18 protein-coding genes are annotated in these 18,626 nt (G+C 58.5%); 7 read left to right on the top strand and 11 right to left on the bottom strand.

Annotation, left to right across the window (positions count from 1 at the left end):
- Positions 1-134: 134 nt before the first annotated feature.
- A complete protein-coding gene (locus AC13DE_RS12800) occupies positions 135-1,760 on the top strand; it encodes an AMP-binding protein (RefSeq protein WP_483048033.1) in 1,626 nt (541 codons plus the stop codon).
- Between the two features lie 76 nt (positions 1,761-1,836).
- On the opposite strand, the gene AC13DE_RS12795 is transcribed toward AC13DE_RS12800, so the two are convergent.
- Positions 1,837-2,307 (bottom strand): GNAT family N-acetyltransferase, encoded by a 471-nt coding sequence (locus AC13DE_RS12795; protein ID WP_446296404.1) that lies wholly within the window; start codon positions 2,305-2,307, stop codon positions 1,837-1,839.
- Positions 2,308-2,414: 107 nt separating this feature from the next.
- On the opposite strand from AC13DE_RS12795, the gene AC13DE_RS12790 reads away from it, so the two are divergent.
- The gene (locus AC13DE_RS12790; RefSeq protein ID WP_483048032.1) at positions 2,415-3,428 is read left to right on the top strand and encodes a hypothetical protein; all 1,014 of its coding nucleotides are present in this window, start codon (positions 2,415-2,417) and stop codon (positions 3,426-3,428) included.
- A gap of 9 nt (positions 3,429-3,437) precedes the next feature.
- Positions 3,438-4,217 (top strand): SGNH/GDSL hydrolase family protein, encoded by a 780-nt coding sequence (locus tag AC13DE_RS12785; protein ID WP_483048031.1) that lies wholly within the window; start codon positions 3,438-3,440, stop codon positions 4,215-4,217.
- On the opposite strand, the gene AC13DE_RS12780 is transcribed toward AC13DE_RS12785, so the two are convergent.
- The 5 genes from AC13DE_RS12780 to AC13DE_RS12760 form a co-directional block, all read right to left on the bottom strand.
- The gene (locus AC13DE_RS12780; protein WP_483048030.1) at positions 4,164-5,558 is read right to left on the bottom strand and encodes an SPOR domain-containing protein; all 1,395 of its coding nucleotides are present in this window, start codon (positions 5,556-5,558) and stop codon (positions 4,164-4,166) included. The genes AC13DE_RS12785 and AC13DE_RS12780 overlap by 54 nt on opposite strands.
- A gap of 91 nt (positions 5,559-5,649) precedes the next feature.
- Complete coding sequence (gene upp, locus AC13DE_RS12775; RefSeq protein WP_483048029.1) at positions 5,650-6,291, bottom strand: uracil phosphoribosyltransferase; 642 nt, start codon at positions 6,289-6,291, stop codon at positions 5,650-5,652.
- Between the two features lie 145 nt (positions 6,292-6,436).
- A complete protein-coding gene (locus tag AC13DE_RS12770; RefSeq protein WP_483048028.1) occupies positions 6,437-7,630 on the bottom strand; it encodes a phosphopentomutase in 1,194 nt (397 codons plus the stop codon).
- Positions 7,630-8,934, bottom strand: coding sequence for a thymidine phosphorylase (locus tag AC13DE_RS12765; protein WP_483048027.1), 1,305 nt, complete (start codon positions 8,932-8,934; stop codon positions 7,630-7,632). The genes AC13DE_RS12770 and AC13DE_RS12765 overlap by 1 nt, the downstream gene beginning before the upstream one ends.
- A gap of 3 nt (positions 8,935-8,937) precedes the next feature.
- Positions 8,938-9,333, bottom strand: a complete 396-nt coding sequence (locus AC13DE_RS12760) for a cytidine deaminase (RefSeq protein ID WP_446313736.1) — start codon at positions 9,331-9,333, stop codon at positions 8,938-8,940.
- 230 nt (positions 9,334-9,563) lie between these two features.
- On the opposite strand from AC13DE_RS12760, the gene AC13DE_RS12755 reads away from it, so the two are divergent.
- Positions 9,564-11,837 carry an NADP-dependent malic enzyme gene (locus tag AC13DE_RS12755; protein WP_483048026.1) on the top strand — a complete coding sequence of 758 codons (2,274 nt, stop codon included), beginning with the start codon at positions 9,564-9,566 and terminating at the stop codon, positions 11,835-11,837.
- 73 nt (positions 11,838-11,910) lie between these two features.
- On the opposite strand, the gene AC13DE_RS12750 is transcribed toward AC13DE_RS12755, so the two are convergent.
- A complete protein-coding gene (locus AC13DE_RS12750; protein ID WP_446296395.1) occupies positions 11,911-12,039 on the bottom strand; it encodes a malic enzyme in 129 nt (42 codons plus the stop codon).
- Positions 12,040-12,321: 282 nt separating this feature from the next.
- Here AC13DE_RS12750 and AC13DE_RS12745 point away from each other — a divergent pair, with 282 nt between their 5' ends.
- Entirely contained in the window at positions 12,322-14,217 is a 1,896-nt protein-coding gene (locus AC13DE_RS12745) for a propionyl-CoA synthetase (RefSeq protein WP_483048025.1), read from the top strand.
- A gap of 60 nt (positions 14,218-14,277) precedes the next feature.
- Here the strand turns inward: AC13DE_RS12745 and AC13DE_RS12740 are convergent, their stop codons facing one another.
- Positions 14,278-14,478: a CsbD family protein gene (locus AC13DE_RS12740; protein WP_446296393.1), complete on the bottom strand. Its 201-nt coding sequence runs from the start codon at positions 14,476-14,478 to the stop codon at positions 14,278-14,280.
- 109 nt (positions 14,479-14,587) lie between these two features.
- The gene (locus tag AC13DE_RS12735) at positions 14,588-15,343 is read right to left on the bottom strand and encodes an NAD kinase (protein ID WP_446296392.1); all 756 of its coding nucleotides are present in this window, start codon (positions 15,341-15,343) and stop codon (positions 14,588-14,590) included.
- Between the two features lie 168 nt (positions 15,344-15,511).
- On the opposite strand from AC13DE_RS12735, the gene glyA reads away from it, so the two are divergent.
- Complete coding sequence (gene glyA, locus AC13DE_RS12730) at positions 15,512-16,789, top strand: serine hydroxymethyltransferase (protein WP_483048024.1); 1,278 nt, start codon at positions 15,512-15,514, stop codon at positions 16,787-16,789.
- Between the two features lie 120 nt (positions 16,790-16,909).
- Here the strand turns inward: glyA and AC13DE_RS12725 are convergent, their stop codons facing one another.
- The gene (locus tag AC13DE_RS12725) at positions 16,910-17,731 is read right to left on the bottom strand and encodes an SDR family NAD(P)-dependent oxidoreductase (protein WP_483048023.1); all 822 of its coding nucleotides are present in this window, start codon (positions 17,729-17,731) and stop codon (positions 16,910-16,912) included.
- A 95-nt stretch (positions 17,732-17,826) separates the two neighbouring features.
- Between AC13DE_RS12725 and AC13DE_RS12720 the strand changes: the two genes are divergently transcribed.
- A complete protein-coding gene (locus AC13DE_RS12720; RefSeq protein ID WP_483048022.1) occupies positions 17,827-18,222 on the top strand; it encodes a (R)-mandelonitrile lyase in 396 nt (131 codons plus the stop codon).
- Here AC13DE_RS12720 and AC13DE_RS12715 read toward each other — a convergent pair.
- Positions 18,219-18,593: a hypothetical protein gene (locus AC13DE_RS12715; RefSeq protein WP_483048021.1), complete on the bottom strand. Its 375-nt coding sequence runs from the start codon at positions 18,591-18,593 to the stop codon at positions 18,219-18,221. The two genes, AC13DE_RS12720 and AC13DE_RS12715, sit on opposite strands and share 4 nt — an antisense overlap.
- Positions 18,594-18,626 lie beyond the last annotated feature (33 nt).

The raw sequence follows: 18,626 nt of genomic DNA, 5'->3' as shown, positions 1-18,626 counted from the left end.
GCGGGTGCGCTCCAAGTTCAGCAATGTGCACAAAATGCGTCAGTCTCCGAATGGCTATGCGGTTTCACTCTTTTCAAAAACCCTGCTCCCACGCAATACTTATGCCGATAATGTTCTAAACGGCAGGAAATACCATGGGTTGGATGACAAACGAAGATGGCTTGGACAAATGTCGCGCCAATTACGTCGCACTTACCCCCCTGTCGCATCTGCAACGCGCGGCAACGGTATTCCACGACGTGACCGCTGTTTCATATGGCGCGATGTCCCTGACTTACGCGCAGTATTATGCCCGGTGTAGCAGGCTGGCCTCGGGCTTGGTCAAACTTGGAGTGAGCCCCGGGCAGGTCGTGGCGACCCTGCTGCCGAACGTACCAGCGCAAGCCGAAGCGCACTTTGGCGTTCCGGCATGCGGCGCGGTGGTGAACACAATCAATACAAGGCTGGATGTGGATACCGTCGCCTATATCCTTGATCACGGCGAAGCCCGTGTTCTGTTGGCCGATACGCAATTCATCGAATTGGCAGAAGCGGCCTGTGCGCAGGCAGGAGAGCATGCGCCGATGATCATCGAGGTGCCCGACCCCAGTGCCGGCTACCCCGCGTCAGGCAGGCACCGCGAATACGAGGATCTGATCGCCGAAGCTGACCCTCAGTTTTCATGGGTGATGCCGCAGGACGAATGGGAAAGCCTCGCGCTGAATTACACCTCGGGCACCACCGGGCGGCCCAAGGGCGTGGTCTATCATCACCGTGGGGCCTATTTGATGACAATGGGCACAGTGATCAGCTGGCGCATGGTCATGCGCCCCGTATTCATGCAGATCGTGCCGCTTTTCCATTGCAACGGATGGAACCACACCTGGATGATGCCATTGTTGGGCGGGACACTGGTGTGCTGCCGCGATGTGACCGCCGCCGCGATCTACGATGCGATTGCGGACCTGGGTGTGACCCATTTCGGCGGGGCTCCTATCGTGCTGAACATGCTGGTCAACGCACAGCAAAACGAACGGCGTACCTTTGATCACACGGTCGAAGTATTTACCGCCGGTGCGCCCCCTGCCCCCGCCACCCTGTCCAAGATCGAAGCCTTGGGGTTCAACGTCACGCAGGTCTACGGGCTGACCGAGACCTACGGCCACGTCACCGAATGCCTGTGGGATCCCGCTTGGGACAACGCCCAAGGGGCCGAGCGCGCCGCGATCAAGGCCCGTCAGGGTGTGGCCATGCCAATGATGGAGGAGATCACCGTGCTGGATGACCAGATGGCGCAGGTCGCACGCGATGGTACGACACAAGGCGAAATCATGATCCGCGGCAATGCGGTGATGAAAGGGTATTTCAAAAACCCGTCCGCCACGCGCGAAGCCTTTGAAGGGGGGTACTTCCATTCAGGCGATTTGGCGGTGCAGCACCCGAATGGTCACATCCAGATCGCGGATCGCGCCAAAGACATCATCATCTCGGGCGGAGAAAACATTTCATCGGTAGAGGTCGAAGGCGTCTTGATGGGACACCCTGACGTTAATTTGGCCGCCGTCGTCGCCAAACCGGACGAAAAATGGGGCGAAGTGCCCTGCGCTTTCGTCGAACTCAAAGCTGGCGCTGTCGGTGACGAGGCTGCGATGATCGCCTTTGCACGCGAAACGTTGGCCGGTTTCAAGACACCAAAAAAGATTGTGTTTCAGGAGCTTCCAAAAACCTCGACCGGGAAGATCCAGAAATTTGAACTGCGCAAATCCGCGGCGGCGCTTTAAGCGAAGTGTCCCGCTTTACGCCCGCTCGCGCGCCATTCCAGCCAAGGGGTGCAAGTTGGGAAAGGCGCCGGTGCTTTCAAGCTATGTTCAGTCGTTTTTCGTACCGCCAGACATCGACCACCAACGGGCCCTCTCCGGTCTCGACCTCGTAAGGGATCGCCCCAGCCTGCGTCCATCCGCATTTTTCATAAAATGCGGCGGCACGCTCATTACCGACTGAACAGGCCAGCCACTTCAGCCCGTCGCCCAATGCTTGTTCCGCCGCGTGCATAAGCCTTGTCGCAATGCCGGTACCCTGATACGGGTGGTTCACATAGAACTGATATATCTCGTCTTGGTCGAGCATGAAAAATCCGACAATCTGATCATCCTGCCACGCCACATGCGTCTGTCCCAGATGTGCATCCATGCGCGCGGCAAACTCTGCCGGCGTACGTAGGTTGAGAAGCGCGCGCGGTACTATTTTCGCATGAGCCTGGTACCAGCCCTTATACCACATGTCAGCGAGAACCGCTGTATCGGCAACTTGAGCGGGTTTTATCTTCATATGCATATCTCCTCCAGAATTGTCACATGCTGGCCCAACTGCCCCCATTGCTCAACCCGTAACAGATGGTAGACTAGCGAAAACGATATGGCAGTATACTACAGGTTATGACGGCGCTCACAAAATATGCCCGGTTAGAAGCAACGGGCCTTTGGCGTGCTGGTCCAGATGAACAGCGGCGCGAGGTAATCGTATCCATCGGGGATGCGACCTTGGTGATATCAAACCTGAAAGATCAAGCACTGGCCCACTGGTCGCTGGCTGCGGTGGACCGCAAGAATCCCGGTTTGCGACCAGCTATCTACCACCCCGACGGGGACCCCTCCGAGACGCTGGAAATTCCGGATTCCGAAGCCGAGATGATCGCTGCGATCGAAACATTGCGCAAGGTGGTGGACCGTGGTCGCCCGCGTCCCGGCAGGCTTCGGCTCTATGGTGTCCTGGCGTCGTTTCTTGTTGTGGCAGCCCTGGCCATTTTTTGGCTGCCAGGTGCGGTGCAAGACCATACACTGCGTGTCGTACCAAAGGTAAAAACTGCTACCATCGGTGCGGCGCTGCTCAAGCAAATCGAACGTGTATCCGGTGTGGCCTGCACCCTTCCTCGCGGTCGCTTAGCCCTTGCCAAACTCGGCGCGCGCCTCTCAGCAGGACCGCTGGTCGTGCTGCCGGCGATGACACGACCCAGCCTGCTGTTACCGGGTGGCTTGATCGTATTGGACAAGTCCCTGTTTGAAAATTACGATTCACCCGACGTGGCCGGCGGCTTCATTCTGTCAGAGCTGGCCAACCGCGATGTCAGTGACCCGTTGGCCGATATGCTTTCCTCTATCGGATTGCGCGAAAACTTCCGGCTTTTGACGACGGGTGATGTCTCCGACGCGGCCCTCGAAAGCTATGCCGAACGACTGATGAGCCAGAAAGGCCACCCACCGCCGACAGACGCCTTGCTGTCCCGGTTTGCCGCGGAAAGGCTCCACAGTACACCATTCGCTCAGGCACGCGACAAAACTGACGCAACGGTTCGCGCATTGATTGAACGTGACCCGATGAACGGCCAGGAAACGGCACCGCTTCTGAACGACGCTGATTGGCTGAGATTGCAAGACATCTGCGTTGGATAGGCACCGCTGATGTTCGATGTCAGTCTTCGCGTTTTGATGCTCCCCATTCTTTTGGCACAAGGCTTTAGGGTACGGGCGCGTGCGCTGCGCCTTCCCGAAGCCGACGGCCCGCGGTTTGGCCAGGTTGGCGATGGCCCGCCGCTTTCGATCCTCATCCTGGGCGATTCATCGGCGGCAGGGGTCGGTGTCGGTCAACAGTCACAAGCGCTGTCAGGTCAGCTTATCCGGTTGCTTGCCAGCCAATTCACGATTGACTGGCGGTTGGTGGCACGAACCGGCGCAACCACGCGCAGCACGCTGGATACGCTGAACGGCCTGGACCCCGCGCCGTTCGACATCATCGTCACCGCGCTTGGCGTCAACGACGTGACACATGCCGTTCCAAGGTCTCTCTGGCTGCGGCAGCAACAAAGGTTGATCGAAAGGCTCGATACATTGTTTGCGCCGCGACTGATTTATCTTTCCGGCGTTCCCCCATTGGGAGACTTTCCCATTCTACCGCAGCCCCTGCGGTGGTCGCTTGGCCGCGAGGCTCACCGCTTTAACGCGGCGCTGGCGCGGCTGGCACATCCGGATCCCCATGTCCGCCATGTCCCCTTCAGCGTCGCGCTTGACCACACCCAACTGGCGGAAGACGGGTATCACCCTGGTCCCGAAATCTATGCGCTATGGGGAAACGAAATAGCCAGCCGGATTATCTCCGACTGGCCAGACGTAGATGCAGATGCGCGCGGCTTAGCGGATATAGGCGTCGCTAAAGCCGACCCGCCGCAGCGAACTCACCGCTGACGGGGCCGAAGCCTTCCCAAACGGTCCTGCCTGAACGGTCAGCAGGGTCTTGCCGCCACGGGTCGTTTTGCCGATACGTGCGCCCATCCCCATATTTGCAATCTGCCGTGCGGTCTTTTGCGCGTTGGAGCTGTGACTGTACACACCGACCTGCACATAGCTATTCCCTGTTGCTTCAATCCGGCGAGCGGAGGCGCCGGCGACAGGTTTGGCCGCAGATCTGCTGGACACGACCGGCTTGTGGCCGACCCTTGCGGTATGCGAGTTACGTACAATCCGCTTGACCAGCTGGCCGTCACGCGTCGCAAATGTAACCTCGCCCAGTTCGCGGCGCTGCTGTTCGATCGACGTATAAGGGTAAACAAGCGGTATTTGCGCCGTCATGTCTCTGCCTGTGGCTTGATTGATCAACCGACGCGGGACCGAATTCGTCCAGATCAGAAGCATACGGGCACGTCCTTCCAGGTTCTGCTCGGCCCGATTGGGGTTCAGACGGCCATCGGTCCAGACCTGCTTGTACCCGTGGGGAACAGCGACATTGGCCGAGGTGTTCAACCGGTTCCGCGCTACGTGTTTGGGCACGATACGGGTCGTGGCCGTTATACCTGCAACACTGCGGTCATAGGGGACAGTGGTCACCACACCTGCATGCTGACGCTGTGTCCCGGGTACCGTCGCCACGCGTCCGGCCTGGGGTGCGACCATGATGGGTGCGGGCTGCGATGCCACAATAGGTGCAGACTGCGGACCACAACGCACCGCCAAGCCTCGGCGGTTCGAACCGGAGTAACGCTGGCTCAGGGCCGAGCGGCCTGGGCACGCTCCCCCCGCTTGCACGGCTGACGCCGGCACCCTGACAGATGGTACGACAACGGGGGCCGGTGCCTTGGCAACCACAACCGGACGCGGCGCGGTTTGACGTACAACCTTCGGCGCTGCCTTGCGCACTACTGCCGGTGCGCTACGCCGCACTGGCACGGGGCGCGGAGTGACTTGCGCTGTCGCAACACGCGCTGCGGGTTGCGCGACACTGCCGTTGTCGGGCGTGATCTGGATCGCTGTGTCGGTGTTCGTCGACGGGTTCGCCGCGGCGGTTCCAACGTTCGACGGCTTGAAACCACACACCCCCTGACGCTTGCGCGACACTCTTGGCACCCATGTGACGTTCCCGTCTATGCCGGCGCGAATGAAAACACAGCCCTTGCTGTCTACATACTGCTTGCCCTTATAGGACATTGGTGGAAATTCGGCGGGCTGATCGCGAAACGATTGCGCCTGCAACATCCCGCCGCTGAACGCCCCCAACACGACAGCCATCGCCATAATTTTAGTTATCTTCATCTGCGCCCCCACATGATCTAGTAGGTGAACCATGCGCCATCACTGGATCAGAGTAAAGAGTCGCTTACCGATGCGCACCAATTTACAGGCATTATTTGGTGCCGAACATCCTGTCGCCGGCGTCACCGAGGCCCGGCACGATATACCCGGCTTCATTCAGCTTTTCGTCCACCGCCGCAGTCACAATCGGAACGTCAGGATGCGCCTGCTTCATGCGTGCGATCCCCTCCGGGGCGGCAAGCAGGCACAAAAAGCGGATATTCGTCGCCCCGGCTTCCTTCAGCATATCAATCGCCGCCACCGATGAATTCCCGGTCGCCAACATGGGATCAACCGCAATCACCAACCGGTCGTCCATTCCTTCGGGCACCTTGAAATAGTACTTTACCGGCTCCAGCGTTTTCTCATCACGGTAAAGTCCGACAAAACCAACCCGCGCCGAAGGGATCAACTCCAGCACACCGTCCAACAGCCCATTGCCCGCCCGCAGGATCGAAATCAGCGCCAGCTTTTTGCCATCCAGCGTCGGTGCATCCATCGGCTGCATCGGCGTATCGATCCGCTTGGTCGTCATCGGCAGGCCGCGTGTCACCTCATAGGCCAACAACTGACTGATTTCACGCAACAACTGTCGAAACACTGCCGTCGGTGTCTCTTTGTCGCGCATGATCGTCAGCTTGTGCTGAACCAACGGGTGGTTGACAACTGTCAGATGCTGATCGGACTGGGACATTACGGGCATTCTCCATATTACATGTTGAACTCTTGCCCCGAAAAGCCTCGCTTCGCAACCTTCCCCAAGTTCGCGTTGCTTCATTTTGCCAAATAAACTCCGGGGGGGTCGCGGCATGCCGCGATGGGGGCTGGCCCCCTGCCCGCTAACGACGGACCGGCACGCCTAGATGGCCAGCAATCAGCCCCGCCACGTCACGAAACCCAATCTGCCCCACGCTGCCTCTGCCCCGCCCCGACATCAGTACAGGCGCGCGCTCACGCGTGTGATCCGTGCCTACCCAGGTGGGATCGTTCCCGTGATCCGCTGTCAGGACAAGCAGGTCGTCGGCACGCAGCTTGCCGATCACCTTCCCGATCTCCATGTCAAACCACTCCAGCGCCCGCGCATATCCCGCGACATCACGCCGATGCCCATACACGCTATCGAATTCTACGAAATTCGCAAATGTCAGACTGCCGTCTTCGGTGGTTTCGACAAGATCATTCAGGTGGATCATCAATTCCGCATCCGTCCCCTTTCGCACCTCGTCGAACCCTGCCATTGAAAAGATGTCGCCAATCTTACCCACCGCATAGGTACGCCGTCCCGCATCCTGTACCCAGTTGCTCAGAACCGGTCCAGGCGGCGTAATGGCAAAGTCACGCCGGTTCGGCGTACGAACGAACCCCGCTTCGGCGCTCCCGCTGAAAGGACGCGCAATCACCCGGCCCACTTTCATCTCGTGAACAACCGGGGCGACCCGGGCGCACAGATCCAAAAGCCTGGCCAACCCAAAGCTTTGCTCGTGAGCTGCAATCTGCAACACGCTGTCCGCCGACGTGTAGCAAATCGGCAATCCGCTCGCGATGTGCTGGGCACCCAGTTCCTCGATAATCGCGGTGCCCGGCGCGTGACAATTTCCTAAAATACCCGTGGTTCCGGCCAATGAGGCGAGCTGGTTCACCAGGTCGTCGGAAAATGAATTCGTAACGTCATCAAAGTAATGCCATGCCCAGGGCACAGGCAAACCGGCGAGTTCCCAATGCCCCGATGGCGTATCCTTGCCGCGCGAAATCTCCGTGGCCGCCCCCCAGGCACCGGTCACCGGTCGATCCCATCCATGGATACGCACGCCACTTGCAAGTTCCACAGCTCGTCCCAGGCCCATTGCCATCATGTGCGGCACGTTTAAATGCCCATAACGGCCTTCGTCAGCTCGGCCTTCGGTACAGGCCTGAGCGATGTGCCCAATCGTATTCGACCCGCTATCGGGCACGGTACCGTTGAAAAAACCATGCGCATCAGGCGCGCCGCCAATGCCGACCGAATCCATGACAACGAGAAATGCGCGTGCCATCAGCCGACGCGCTCCACGATCAAATCAGGTGGCGTAACGGGCTCGGGCGAAATCGTGATCGCCGCACGGATTGCTTGTGCCGCCTTTTCAGCGTCAGCATTGCGCACGGCGTGCACCACCGCCAACGGGGCGCGCCGCGACACATGAGCCCCCAATCGCACCACGTCTGATATACCGACTGCGGTGTTGATCTGGTCGCCTTCGATCACGCGCCCGCCACCCAACGCGACCACGGCAAGCCCCAACGCCTCCCCGTCAATGGCGGTCACATATCCGTTTGCCGACGACCGCACCTCCCCGATGATCGTCGCCTCGGGCAAGAACCGGCTCCAGTTCTCGACAAATTGCGGGGGTCCGCCCATCTCGGCAACCATATGGCCGAACTTTTCGGCCGCGCGCCCGGACCGGATCGCACCGACAATGGCATCGGCACCCGTCTGGACATCTCCGGCCAGTCCCGCGTTGGCCAGCAACACCCCTCCCAAGGCGGCACAAACCGAAACCACCGGGCCACTTACCTGTCCCGTCAACACCCGCATCACCTCGGCGATCTCCAGCCCGTTTCCCAAACTCGGAACCAAAGGCTGGCTCATATCGCTGATGATTGCAGTGGTTCGGCAACCGCTGGCGTTCGCCGTCTTGGTCAGCGCGGTCGCCAAGGCCCGCGCCTGGCCAAGGTCCTTCATGAAGGCCCCGCTCCCCACCTTGACATCCAAAACCAACCCATCAAGGCCCGCCGCCAGCTTTTTCGACAGTATCGACGCCGTAATCAGATCAAGACTGTCCACAGTAGAAGACACATCCCGCACCGCGTAAAGCCGCTTGTCCGCCGGTGCAATGTCATCTGTCGCACCGACTATGGCACAGCCCACTTGCATGACAATCTGGCGAAACTTCGCTTCATCGACCTGAGAGTTCACCCCAGGGATCGCCTCGATCTTGTCCAGGGTGCCGCCGGTATGCCCCAAACCACGTCCCGAAATCATCGGTACATAGGCACCGCATGCCGCCAGTGCGGGGGCCAGAACAAGACTGACGCAATCGCCCACCCCACCGGTCGAATGCTTGTCCAGCACAGGACCGTCCAGGTTCCACGAAAATACACGGCCACTGTCACGCATCGCCAAGGTCAGCGCGACACGCCCCACATCGCTCAGCCCAACCTGACACACCCCCATGGCAAAGGCACCGGCCTGCGCATCACTGACCCGACCATCGGCCAACGCTGTCGCGAACCAGACAAGTTCCTCGCGGGTGGGTGACTGCCGATGCCGCAATTTTGCAAGAATGACGCGGGCACTCACTGCTCAATGCTCCAGATGTGCGCGGCCAAACGCCCCGGGCAACAGCTCCAAAAGCGTCATCGTCTCCTCGCCTCCTGCCGTTGTACCCATCGTAACCCTTGCGCCTGCCTTGCCAAACTCCGCCAGTTTCTGACGACACCCGCCACAGGGCGTCACCGGCAAAGGGTTACCTGAAATCACGTAAACCTCGACGAATTCGGTTTCGCCCGCGGCAACCATCGCAGCGATGGCCCCGGCTTCGGCGCAGGTTCCTTCGGGATAAGCGACGTTTTCGACATTGCAGCCGACGTATATCCTGCCGGACACACCACGCAGCGCGGCTCCGACCTTGAAATCCGAATATGGCGCATAGGCGTTCGCCCGCACAGTAATGGCATTCTTACGTAGATCGTCTGTCATGCTTCCCCCGTTTGTAAAAACTATAAAAACCTTTACCCGAAGTTGCGATGCCAAAAGCGATAAAATTCCCAGCTTCATTTTGCCAATAGAACTCCGGGGGAATCGTGGCTTGCCACGATGGGGGCTGGCCCCCTCAACGCACGCAAGGAAGCGCCTGTGTCAAATGCCCGGTTGGCGCACTCTGAAAAATAGTTTAACGCTAAACCATTCTTTTCAAGGAACCACCTGCCATGACCGACGCGCCCAACCTGCGCCAAGCTGCGCTCGATTATCACGCCCTACCGAAACCTGGAAAACTGGAGGTACGCGCGACCAAGCCTCTGGCAAACGGGCGCGATCTTGCGCGCGCCTATTCACCAGGCGTCGCCGAAGCCTGCCTCGAGATCAAAGCCGACCCGTCAACGGCCGCTTTGTACACCACTCGTGCAAATCTTGTCGGTGTGGTCACAAACGGTACTGCGGTTTTGGGTCTGGGCAATATCGGGGCCTTGGCGTCGAAACCGGTGATGGAGGGCAAGGCTGTCCTGTTCAAAAAATTCGCAAACATCGATTGCTTCGATATCGAACTTGCCGAACCCGACCCTGAAAAGCTGGCTGACCTAGTCTGTGCACTTGAACCCACCTTCGGGGCCATCAACCTTGAAGACATCAAAGCTCCCGATTGTTTTACCGTCGAACGGATCTGCCGCGAACGCATGAATATACCCGTGTTTCACGATGACCAGCACGGCACGGCGATCGTGGTCGGGGCGGCGGTCAAAAACGCGCTTTTCGTTGCCAACAAGAAATTCGAGGATATCAAGATCGTGTCCACCGGCGGCGGGGCGGCCGGCATCGCTTGCCTGAACATGCTGCTGAAACTCGGGGTGAAACGTGAAAATGTCTGGCTCTGCGATATCCATGGCTTGGTCTATGAAGGTCGAGAGGTCGACATGAACCCGATCAAATCCGAATATGCCCAGAAATCCGACCTGCGCGACCTGGATGATGTGATCGATGATGCCGATCTTTTTCTCGGGCTGTCCGGTCCCGGCGTCCTTAGCCCGAAGATGGTTCAGAAAATGGCCACTCGCCCGATCATATTCGCACTTGCCAACCCCACGCCTGAAATCATGCCAGACCTGGCCCGCGCGGTTGCACCAGACGCGATAATCGCAACCGGGCGCTCTGATTTTCCCAATCAGGTCAATAACGTGCTGTGTTTTCCGTTCATCTTTCGCGGTGCGCTTGACGTTGGTGCGACCACGATCAACGATGAAATGAAGATCGCCTGCATCGACGGGATTGCCGCCCTCGCCCGCGCGACCACCTCGGCCGAAGCAGCCGCAGCCTATCAAGGTGAACAGCTGACCTTTGGTGCCGACTATCTTATCCCAAAGCCCTTTGACCCGCGTTTGATCGGGGTCGTGTCCACTGCGGTTGCCAGGGCCGCCATGGAGACAGGCGTCGCTACCCGCCCGATCGAAGATCTTGCCGCCTATCGCCACAAGCTGGACAGTTCGGTTTTCAAATCCTCGATGCTCATGCGCCCGGTCTTCGAAGCCGCGCGCGCCGCACCGCGCCGTATCGTATTTGCCGAAGGCGAAGACGAACGCGTCCTGCGGGCCGCTCAGGCGATGGTCGAAGAAACCAGCGAACGTCCGATCCTGATCGGTCGACCCGAGGTGATTGAGCGCCGCATCGAAAAAGCGGGACTCACGATCCGGCTTGGCGAAACCGTCGATCTGGTGAACCCCGAAAACGACCCACGTTATCGCGACTATTGGGAGACGTATCACCAGCTCATGGCGCGCCGCGGCGTGTCGCCCGATATCGCCCGTGCGATCATGCGCACCAATACCACCGCTATCGGTGCCGTGATGGTGCACCGCGAAGAAGCCGACAGCCTGATTTGCGGCACCTTCGGCGAATTCCGGTGGCATATGAACTATGTGGAACAGGTACTGGGTCGTGATGGCCGTCGCCCGCACGGTGCATTGTCATTGATGATTCTCGAAGACGGTCCGCTTTTCATTGCCGATACCCAGGTACATTTGCATCCAACCCCCGAGCAGATCGCTGAAATTGCCATCGGTGCCGCCCGCCATGTGCGTCGCTTCGGCATTGAACCGAAAATTGCGCTGTGTTCCCAAAGCCAGTTCGGCAACCAGGGCGAAGGGACCGGAAAGCGCATGCGTGCCGCGCTCAAGATTCTGGACGAGGGGAACCATGATTTCTGCTACGAGGGCGAAATGAACATTGATGCGGCATTGGATCCGGAACTGCGCAGTCGTCTGCTTCCCTCCAACCGGATGGAAGGTGCCGCTAACGTGCTGATTTTTGCCCACGCCGATGCGGCATCAGGGGTGCGCAACATTCTGAAGATGAAAGGCGCAGGGCTGGAGGTCGGGCCGATTCTGATGGGAATGGGCAATCGAGCCCACATCGTGTCACCTTCGATAACCGCGCGCGGGTTGTTAAACGTCGGTGCCATTGCAGGCACCCCAGTGGCACATTACGGCTGAACCCTGCCGGAAGGTCGATGCACGGATAAACGCCGCCATTCCCGTGGCGGCGTCTCTCATTGATCAGACCGGGTCACTTGGCTGATTTACCGCCTTTCGCAGCGAATATCGGCTTGATGTCCGCCAAAACGCTTGGCACCGGCTTGGCTGGCCGCGCATCCGCTTTGGCCTTCTTCTTCTTGTTCGCGATCTTATCACCCATTGTCTTCATCCTTTGATCAAAGACTGAGAGGCCGCCGTCTGCCGCCTCTGCCCCAACCATGGCGCACGGTTTGGAAACTTCTGACAGGAAATCGACATTGCTGCACGTTTTCGACAATGACGAAGATCAAGTTTTTGCCAGCGGTGTGAAAATCACCCGCGAATAGATCCGACATGGCGCTAGCTCGGCGGCAAGATACGACACAGCTTTGCGTAACATCCTTGCCCTTCCCCACTTCGGTGACATACCACATTCCCATACGATCACGGGAGGGAGCATAAAATGGGCTATCACGAGACTTACAAAAGCTGGCAAGACGACCCCGAAGCCTATTGGCTGGAACAGGCGAAAGCCATCGACTGGGACGTGCCCCCAACCAGAGCGTTGTACGACAAAGGCGATGATCTGTACGAATGGTTTGCCGAGGCGAAGGTGAACGGTTGTTACAACGCCGTGGATCGGCATGTCGCCAGCGGGCGCGCCGATCAAGTCGCAATTATTCACGACAGCCCGATTACCGGCACCAAAACCAAGGTCACCTATGCCGAATTGCAAACCCGAGTTGCCGCAGCAGCAGGGGTTTTGCGCGCCAATGGAATCGGCAAGGGCGACCGCGTGATCATCTATATGCCGATGGTTCCCGAAGCTGTCGAAGCGATGTTGGCCTGTGCGCGCATCGGTGCCGTGCATTCGGTGGTGTTCGGTGGCTTCGCTGCAAACGAACTTGCCGTCCGTATCGATGACTGCACCCCAAAGGCAATCATCGCCGCCTCTTGCGGGCTCGAGCCGAACCGGATTGTCGCATATAAACCCCTTCTCGACAGCGCCATCGACCAGTCGCGGCACAAGCCCGACTTCTGCCTGATCTTGCAGCGCGAACAATCTCCATGCGACATGATAGAGGGGCGCGATCTAGATTGGCACGACGCGCAGGTCGGGGTCGCTCCTGCCGATTGTGTCCCCGTCCAAGGCAATCACCCGGCCTATATCCTGTACACCTCTGGTACCACAGGTGCCCCAAAGGGTGTCATCCGCCAAACGGCCGGGCACCTGGTTGCCTTGAACTGGACGATGAAAAACATCTATGACGTCGATCCGGGTGATGTCTTTTGGGCCGCGTCAGATGTGGGCTGGGTCGTCGGGCACAGCTATATCTGCTATGGCCCCTTGATCCACGGCAATACGACCGTGGTATTCGAGGGCAAACCCGTCGGAACCCCTGATGCCGGCACCTTCTGGCGTATCATATCCGAACATAACGTCCGCAGTTTCTTTACCGCCCCCACCGCGATCCGCGCCGTCAAACGCGAAGACCCCAAGGGCGAGGAGATCGCCAAATACGACATCTCGTGCTTGCGCGCTTTGTATCTTGCAGGTGAACGTGCCGATCCCGACACGGTGGTTTGGGCCCAGAACAAGCTGGGCAAGCCAGTGTATGATCATTGGTGGCAAACCGAGACCGGCTATACAATTGCCGGCAATCCCGCCGGGCTGGAGGCGATGCCGGTCAAGCTTGGGTCTCCCACAGTGCCGATGCCGGGCTATGACGTGCAGATCCTGGACGAAGCAGGCCACCGCCAGCCGACCGGTACCCTGGGATCGATCGCGATCAAATTACCGCTGCCCCCCGGTACCTTGCCGACCCTATGGAACGCCGAAGACCGGTTTCGCAAAAGCTACCTTACCACTTTCCCCGGTTACTACGAAACCGGCGATGCGGGAATGATCGACGAAGACGGATATCTCTATATCATGGCGCGGACCGATGACGTGATAAATGTCGCGGGCCACCGTCTGTCAACCGGCGCAATGGAGGAGGTTCTGGCCAACCATCCCGACGTCGCGGAATGTGCGGTGATCGGGGTCAGCGACGCTCTCAAGGGGCAAGTGCCTTTGGGTCTGGTCTGTCTTTCCAAAGGTGTTAACCGGCCTCACGCCGAAATAGTTGCCGAATGCGCCAAAATGGTACGCGATCAGATCGGCCCGGTGGCCGCCTATAAGCTGACCCTCGTCGTGGATCGTCTGCCCAAGACCCGGTCAGGCAAGATTCTTCGGGCAACGATCGTCAAGCTGGCCGATAGCGAGCCGTTCAAGCTGCCTGCTACCATCGATGACCCTGACGTGCTGGATGAAATCAAACAGTCGCTTCAAACCGTCGGGTACGCAGCAGAGACATGATCGGGGTGGCAGACGTAAAAAGGCGGCCATCGCGGCCGCCTTTTTCAGTAAGTCCAATGCTTAGCGATGCTTGGCTGCGAACGTGTCTACCTGACGTTCAGCCTCATCTTTGGCGACGCCATAGCGGGTCTGGATCTTGCCCACCAACTGATCACGCTCGCCAGCGGCTTCAGTGACATCATCGTCGGTCAGATCGCCCCATTCCTCCTTGACCTTACCGCTCATCTGTTTCCAGTTACCTTTAATTGTATCCCAATTCATAGCATAACTCCTTTTATCATTAAGCCAGTGAAAAAACCTCTCTGAGGCTTTCTACGCTTCGTATAATCAAACGTGGCAAGCGGTATTTGGTTCCACCACGCCAAGGGATTCAGTTGAATTGCTCACTGATAAGACGCTCTTCCAACCCATGCCCGGGATCGAACAGAATTCGGTGTTCGATCAAAGGGTCCGAGGTGATTTCAACCGACACGACATTTCGATAAGAGTTACCATCGGCATCCGCCATGACGGGGCGCTTGTCAGGCTCGAGCACGTCAAATCGTACCGTCGCGGTCTTGGGCAAAAGCGCGCCGCGCCAACGTCTGGGCCTGAATGCGGCCATGGCGGTCAGCGCCAGCACATCCGCGCCAATAGGCAGGATCGGCCCGTGCGCCGAATAGTTATATGCAGTTGATCCCGCTGGCGTGGCCACCAAGGCCCCGTCGCACACCAGTTCCTCCATCCGGACGCGGCCATCGACACTGATCCTGAGCTTGGCAGCCTGCGGCCCTTCACGTAGTAATGCAACCTCGTTCAGGGCCAAAGCCTTGGACGTGTTCCCAGTCGCGTGGGTGGCCACCATGACCAACGGATTGATGACCGCTTCTTCTGCTGCATCCAGACGTTCAACCAGATCGTCTTCGGCATATTCGTTCATCAAAAAGCCGATGGTACCCCTGTTCATGCCATAGACCGGCACTCCCAGCGCCTGGGTCTCGTGCAAGGTCTGCAACATGAACCCATCGCCCCCCAATGCGACGATCACTTTTGCCCGGGCGGTATCTACGTTGCCATAACGTGCCGCTAGAGCTGTCAGTGCCTCCTGAGCAACTTCCGAGCGGCTGGCTGTAAAAGCGATCTTCATAGGTAACTATTTCCAATGAGGGATATTCTTGCCCAAAGGAACCACATTCTGCGGATGGCTACCAGCTTTGACGTATATAAAGCCGGTTGTGGCGCAATCGACCTTCACCCCCGTCGAGGATTCAGCTAGATAGCCCCAACCCTGGCCTCACTTCAAAGGAAAACGCGCATGTCCGGATTTTTCACAACCCCCCTGTCCGAAGCAGATCCCGAAATCTTCGGCTCCATCACGGATGAACTGGGCCGTCAGCGAAATGAAATTGAATTGATCGCTTCCGAAAACATCGTGTCGGCTGCGGTGATGGCTGCGCAGGGTTCGGTTCTAACCAACAAATACGCCGAAGGGTATCCCGGGCGTCGTTACTATGGTGGCTGTGAATTTGTCGACGTTGCTGAAAACCTCGCCATCGAACGCGCGTGCAAATTGTTCGACTGTAGCTTTGCCAATGTGCAGCCGAACTCGGGCTCGCAGGCCAACCAGGGGGTATTCATGGCCCTGCTACAACCCGGCGACACGATCTTGGGCATGAGCCTCGACGCCGGCGGCCACCTGACCCATGGTGCGGCCCCGAACCAGTCCGGCAAGTGGTTCAACGCGATCCAGTACGGCGTACGCAAACAAGACAACCTGCTGGATTATGATCAAGTCGAAGAACTGGCCAAAGAGCATAAGCCCAAGATGATCATCGCCGGGGGCTCCGCGATTCCGCGCCAGATTGATTTCAAGCGCATGCGCGAGATCGCAGACATGGTGGGCGCGTACGTGCATGTCGACATGGCGCATTTTGCTGGCCTCGTGGCGGCGGGCGAACACCCCTCGCCCTTCCCGCACGCCCATGTGGCCACCACAACGACGCATAAAACCCTGCGCGGCCCCCGCGGCGGGATGATCCTGACCAATGACGAAGCTCTGGCGAAAAAGTTCAACTCCGCGATCTTCCCCGGTATCCAGGGCGGCCCATTGATGCATGTGATCGCCGCCAAGGCCGTGGCCTTTGGCGAGGCCCTGCGTCCCGAATTCAAGACCTACATCAAACAGGTCATCGCCAATGCGCAGGCCCTGTCCGACCAATTGATCAAAGGCGGGCTCGATACAGTCACCCATGGGACCGACACCCATGTGGTGCTGGTCGACCTGCGGCCCAAAGGCGTCACTGGTAATATCGTCGACAAGGCTTTGGGCCGTGCCCATATCACCTGCAACAAAAACGGCGTGCCGTTCGACCCCGAAAAGCCAACCGTCACTTCCGGCATCCGCCTCGGTTCTCCTGCGGGTACCACGCGCGGGTTCGGAGAGGCCGAATTCCGCCAGATTGCCGACTGGATCATCGAAGTCGTCGATGGGCTGGCCGCCAACGGCGCGGAAGGCAATGCCGATATCGAAGCAAAGGTTAAAACCGAAGTCGAAGCCCTGTGCGCGCGGTTCCCGATCTACCCGAACCTGTAAAGTCAAAGATTGCCCCCCTTCCAAATGGACAAAAATCCCGGGGGGGCCCAAAGGGCGGGGGCAGCGCCCCCCTCTTTTCTCAGACCGATGAAACGGCTCTGGCAAGCTTTCGTTTGCCCCCTAGACGTTTTTCCTGGTCTGCATCTTCTGGGTCATCTTCAGCACCATACGTCGAGGCAGCAGCGGGATCACCCAATTGACCGCAAAACTCAGCTTTCGCTCATTTACCGCAACCAGGTCGCCGGCAAGCATCGCATCATAGCCATATTGCGCCACACTCCGCGCCGTGGCACCGTTCTTGGCCAGCGGCGTGTCTTCCAGGTTGCTGCGCTTGGCAAATTCGGTTTCGACATAACCGGGTGTGAGTACGGTGCAGGTGACACCCTTGCCGCGAAGCTCTTGATCAATCGCCTGACTGAACGAATTCACGAACGCCTTGGTAGCGAAATAGACAGCCTGCAATGCACCGGGCATGAAGCCGGCGGTCGATCCGACGTTCAGGATACGCCCGTGGCCCGCGGCGGCCATATCGTTCGCAAATCGATGTGTCAGCGTGACAAGCGCCTTGATATTCAGGTCAATCATCTCCAGCTCGTCGGCCAGAGGGCGCTCGATATGACGGCCCGCACCACCGAAACCCGCATTGTTGATCAGGATATCTACCCTCAGCCCGGCTGCTTTCACACGATCATACAGCTTTTCCGCTGCTCCGGGGTGGGCAAGGTCACAAGCCATCACATGAGCTGTGATACCTTCTTTCGCCTCAAGCTCGTTTTTCAGTTCAATCAAGCTGTCTTCGCGGCGGGCCACGAGAATAACGTCGCCCTTCATTTTCGCATGTATCCGTGCAAATTCCTTGCCGATGCCTGATGAAGCACCCGTAATCAAAGCTGTACCTGTCAATTCTGCACTCTTTTCCTGGTTGTTATCATTATGTGACATCTAGCCGCTTTACCGTGAAAGTCTAAGATCACTTGCCCTTGGCATCGGTTACATGATCCAGTGGCACGAACCAAAGCCTGCACACGGAGCTACCCATGGATATAAGACCCGCTGACGCCCGCCCGTCCGAGATCGGATCACCCGAGTATTTTACCGGGTCGGTTCGGCTAGAGCCAGTCGTGTCCGCTCCTGATCCCGCGCGCGTTCGTGCAGCGACGGTCACGTTTGAACCGGGCGCGCGCACGGCTTGGCACACCCACCCGCTCGGACAGACGCTCCTGATCCTGTCGGGTGCCGGTCTGGCCCAAACCGAAGGCGGGCCTGTACAAAAGCTACGGCCCGGAGACACGGTCTGGTTTGCGCCCGGTGAAAAACACTGGCACGGGGCCGCGAGCGACTGCGCCATGAGCCACCTTGCGATACAAGAGGCGCTGGATGGCAAGGCAGTCAATTGGCTGGAGCATGTCACCGAAGCGCAGTACAGCGCCTAAACATACCCCTGCCACCACAGGAACACGATAAAAGCCACGACGATGACCAGAATGTTAAAGGCTATTGTACCGGCGACGCCCAACAGACGGTCTACCCGTCGCTTGCCCACATCGATTTCATTCAAATGCGTTATCACCTTAACGAATGCGTCATGAACCGGCGCGACTTCGATCTGACGTGCCAGTTTCGGGTTGCTGGCCATAAACTCTGCCTGCGCGAGAATAGCGCCCTGCTTGCGTATCCGAGAAGGCAATCGACGCCCTGCTCTTCGCAGAGCCTGGGCCAGGTCGCGGCCTCTGACCCCAAGTTTGGCGTATAGCGCCCGCTCCACGGTTTCTATCTTGGTGGTGATGTCACTTTGATCTAACATACCAGCACTGTAATCGTTCTGGCATGTCTCAAG

Source organism: Sulfitobacter sp. L-8 (assembly GCF_056859255.1).
Note: the sequence above shows the minus strand (reverse complement) of the source record. Positions and strands in the feature narration are given on the sequence as shown.

What these genes read in the sequence shown, in the direction of transcription:
- AC13DE_RS12800 (WP_483048033.1), top strand. Translation starts at nt 135, where the DNA reads ATGGGTTGGATGACAAACGAAGATGGCTTGGACAAATGTCGCGCCAAT.
- AC13DE_RS12795 (WP_446296404.1), bottom strand. Translation starts at nt 2,307, where the DNA reads ATGAAGATAAAACCCGCTCAAGTTGCCGATACAGCGGTTCTCGCTGAC.
- AC13DE_RS12790 (WP_483048032.1), top strand. Translation starts at nt 2,415, where the DNA reads ATGACGGCGCTCACAAAATATGCCCGGTTAGAAGCAACGGGCCTTTGG.
- AC13DE_RS12785 (WP_483048031.1), top strand. Translation starts at nt 3,438, where the DNA reads ATGTTCGATGTCAGTCTTCGCGTTTTGATGCTCCCCATTCTTTTGGCA.
- AC13DE_RS12780 (WP_483048030.1), bottom strand. Translation starts at nt 5,558, where the DNA reads ATGAAGATAACTAAAATTATGGCGATGGCTGTCGTGTTGGGGGCGTTC.
- upp (WP_483048029.1), bottom strand. Translation starts at nt 6,291, where the DNA reads ATGTCCCAGTCCGATCAGCATCTGACAGTTGTCAACCACCCGTTGGTT.
- AC13DE_RS12770 (WP_483048028.1), bottom strand. Translation starts at nt 7,630, where the DNA reads ATGGCACGCGCATTTCTCGTTGTCATGGATTCGGTCGGCATTGGCGGC.
- AC13DE_RS12760 (WP_446313736.1), bottom strand. Translation starts at nt 9,333, where the DNA reads ATGACAGACGATCTACGTAAGAATGCCATTACTGTGCGGGCGAACGCC.
- AC13DE_RS12755 (WP_483048026.1), top strand. Translation starts at nt 9,564, where the DNA reads ATGACCGACGCGCCCAACCTGCGCCAAGCTGCGCTCGATTATCACGCC.
- AC13DE_RS12750 (WP_446296395.1), bottom strand. Translation starts at nt 12,039, where the DNA reads ATGGGTGATAAGATCGCGAACAAGAAGAAGAAGGCCAAAGCGGATGCG.
- AC13DE_RS12745 (WP_483048025.1), top strand. Translation starts at nt 12,322, where the DNA reads ATGGGCTATCACGAGACTTACAAAAGCTGGCAAGACGACCCCGAAGCC.
- AC13DE_RS12740 (WP_446296393.1), bottom strand. Translation starts at nt 14,478, where the DNA reads ATGAATTGGGATACAATTAAAGGTAACTGGAAACAGATGAGCGGTAAG.
- AC13DE_RS12735 (WP_446296392.1), bottom strand. Translation starts at nt 15,343, where the DNA reads ATGAAGATCGCTTTTACAGCCAGCCGCTCGGAAGTTGCTCAGGAGGCA.
- glyA (WP_483048024.1), top strand. Translation starts at nt 15,512, where the DNA reads ATGTCCGGATTTTTCACAACCCCCCTGTCCGAAGCAGATCCCGAAATC.
- AC13DE_RS12725 (WP_483048023.1), bottom strand. Translation starts at nt 17,731, where the DNA reads ATGTCACATAATGATAACAACCAGGAAAAGAGTGCAGAATTGACAGGT.
- AC13DE_RS12720 (WP_483048022.1), top strand. Translation starts at nt 17,827, where the DNA reads ATGGATATAAGACCCGCTGACGCCCGCCCGTCCGAGATCGGATCACCC.
- AC13DE_RS12715 (WP_483048021.1), bottom strand. Translation starts at nt 18,593, where the DNA reads ATGTTAGATCAAAGTGACATCACCACCAAGATAGAAACCGTGGAGCGG.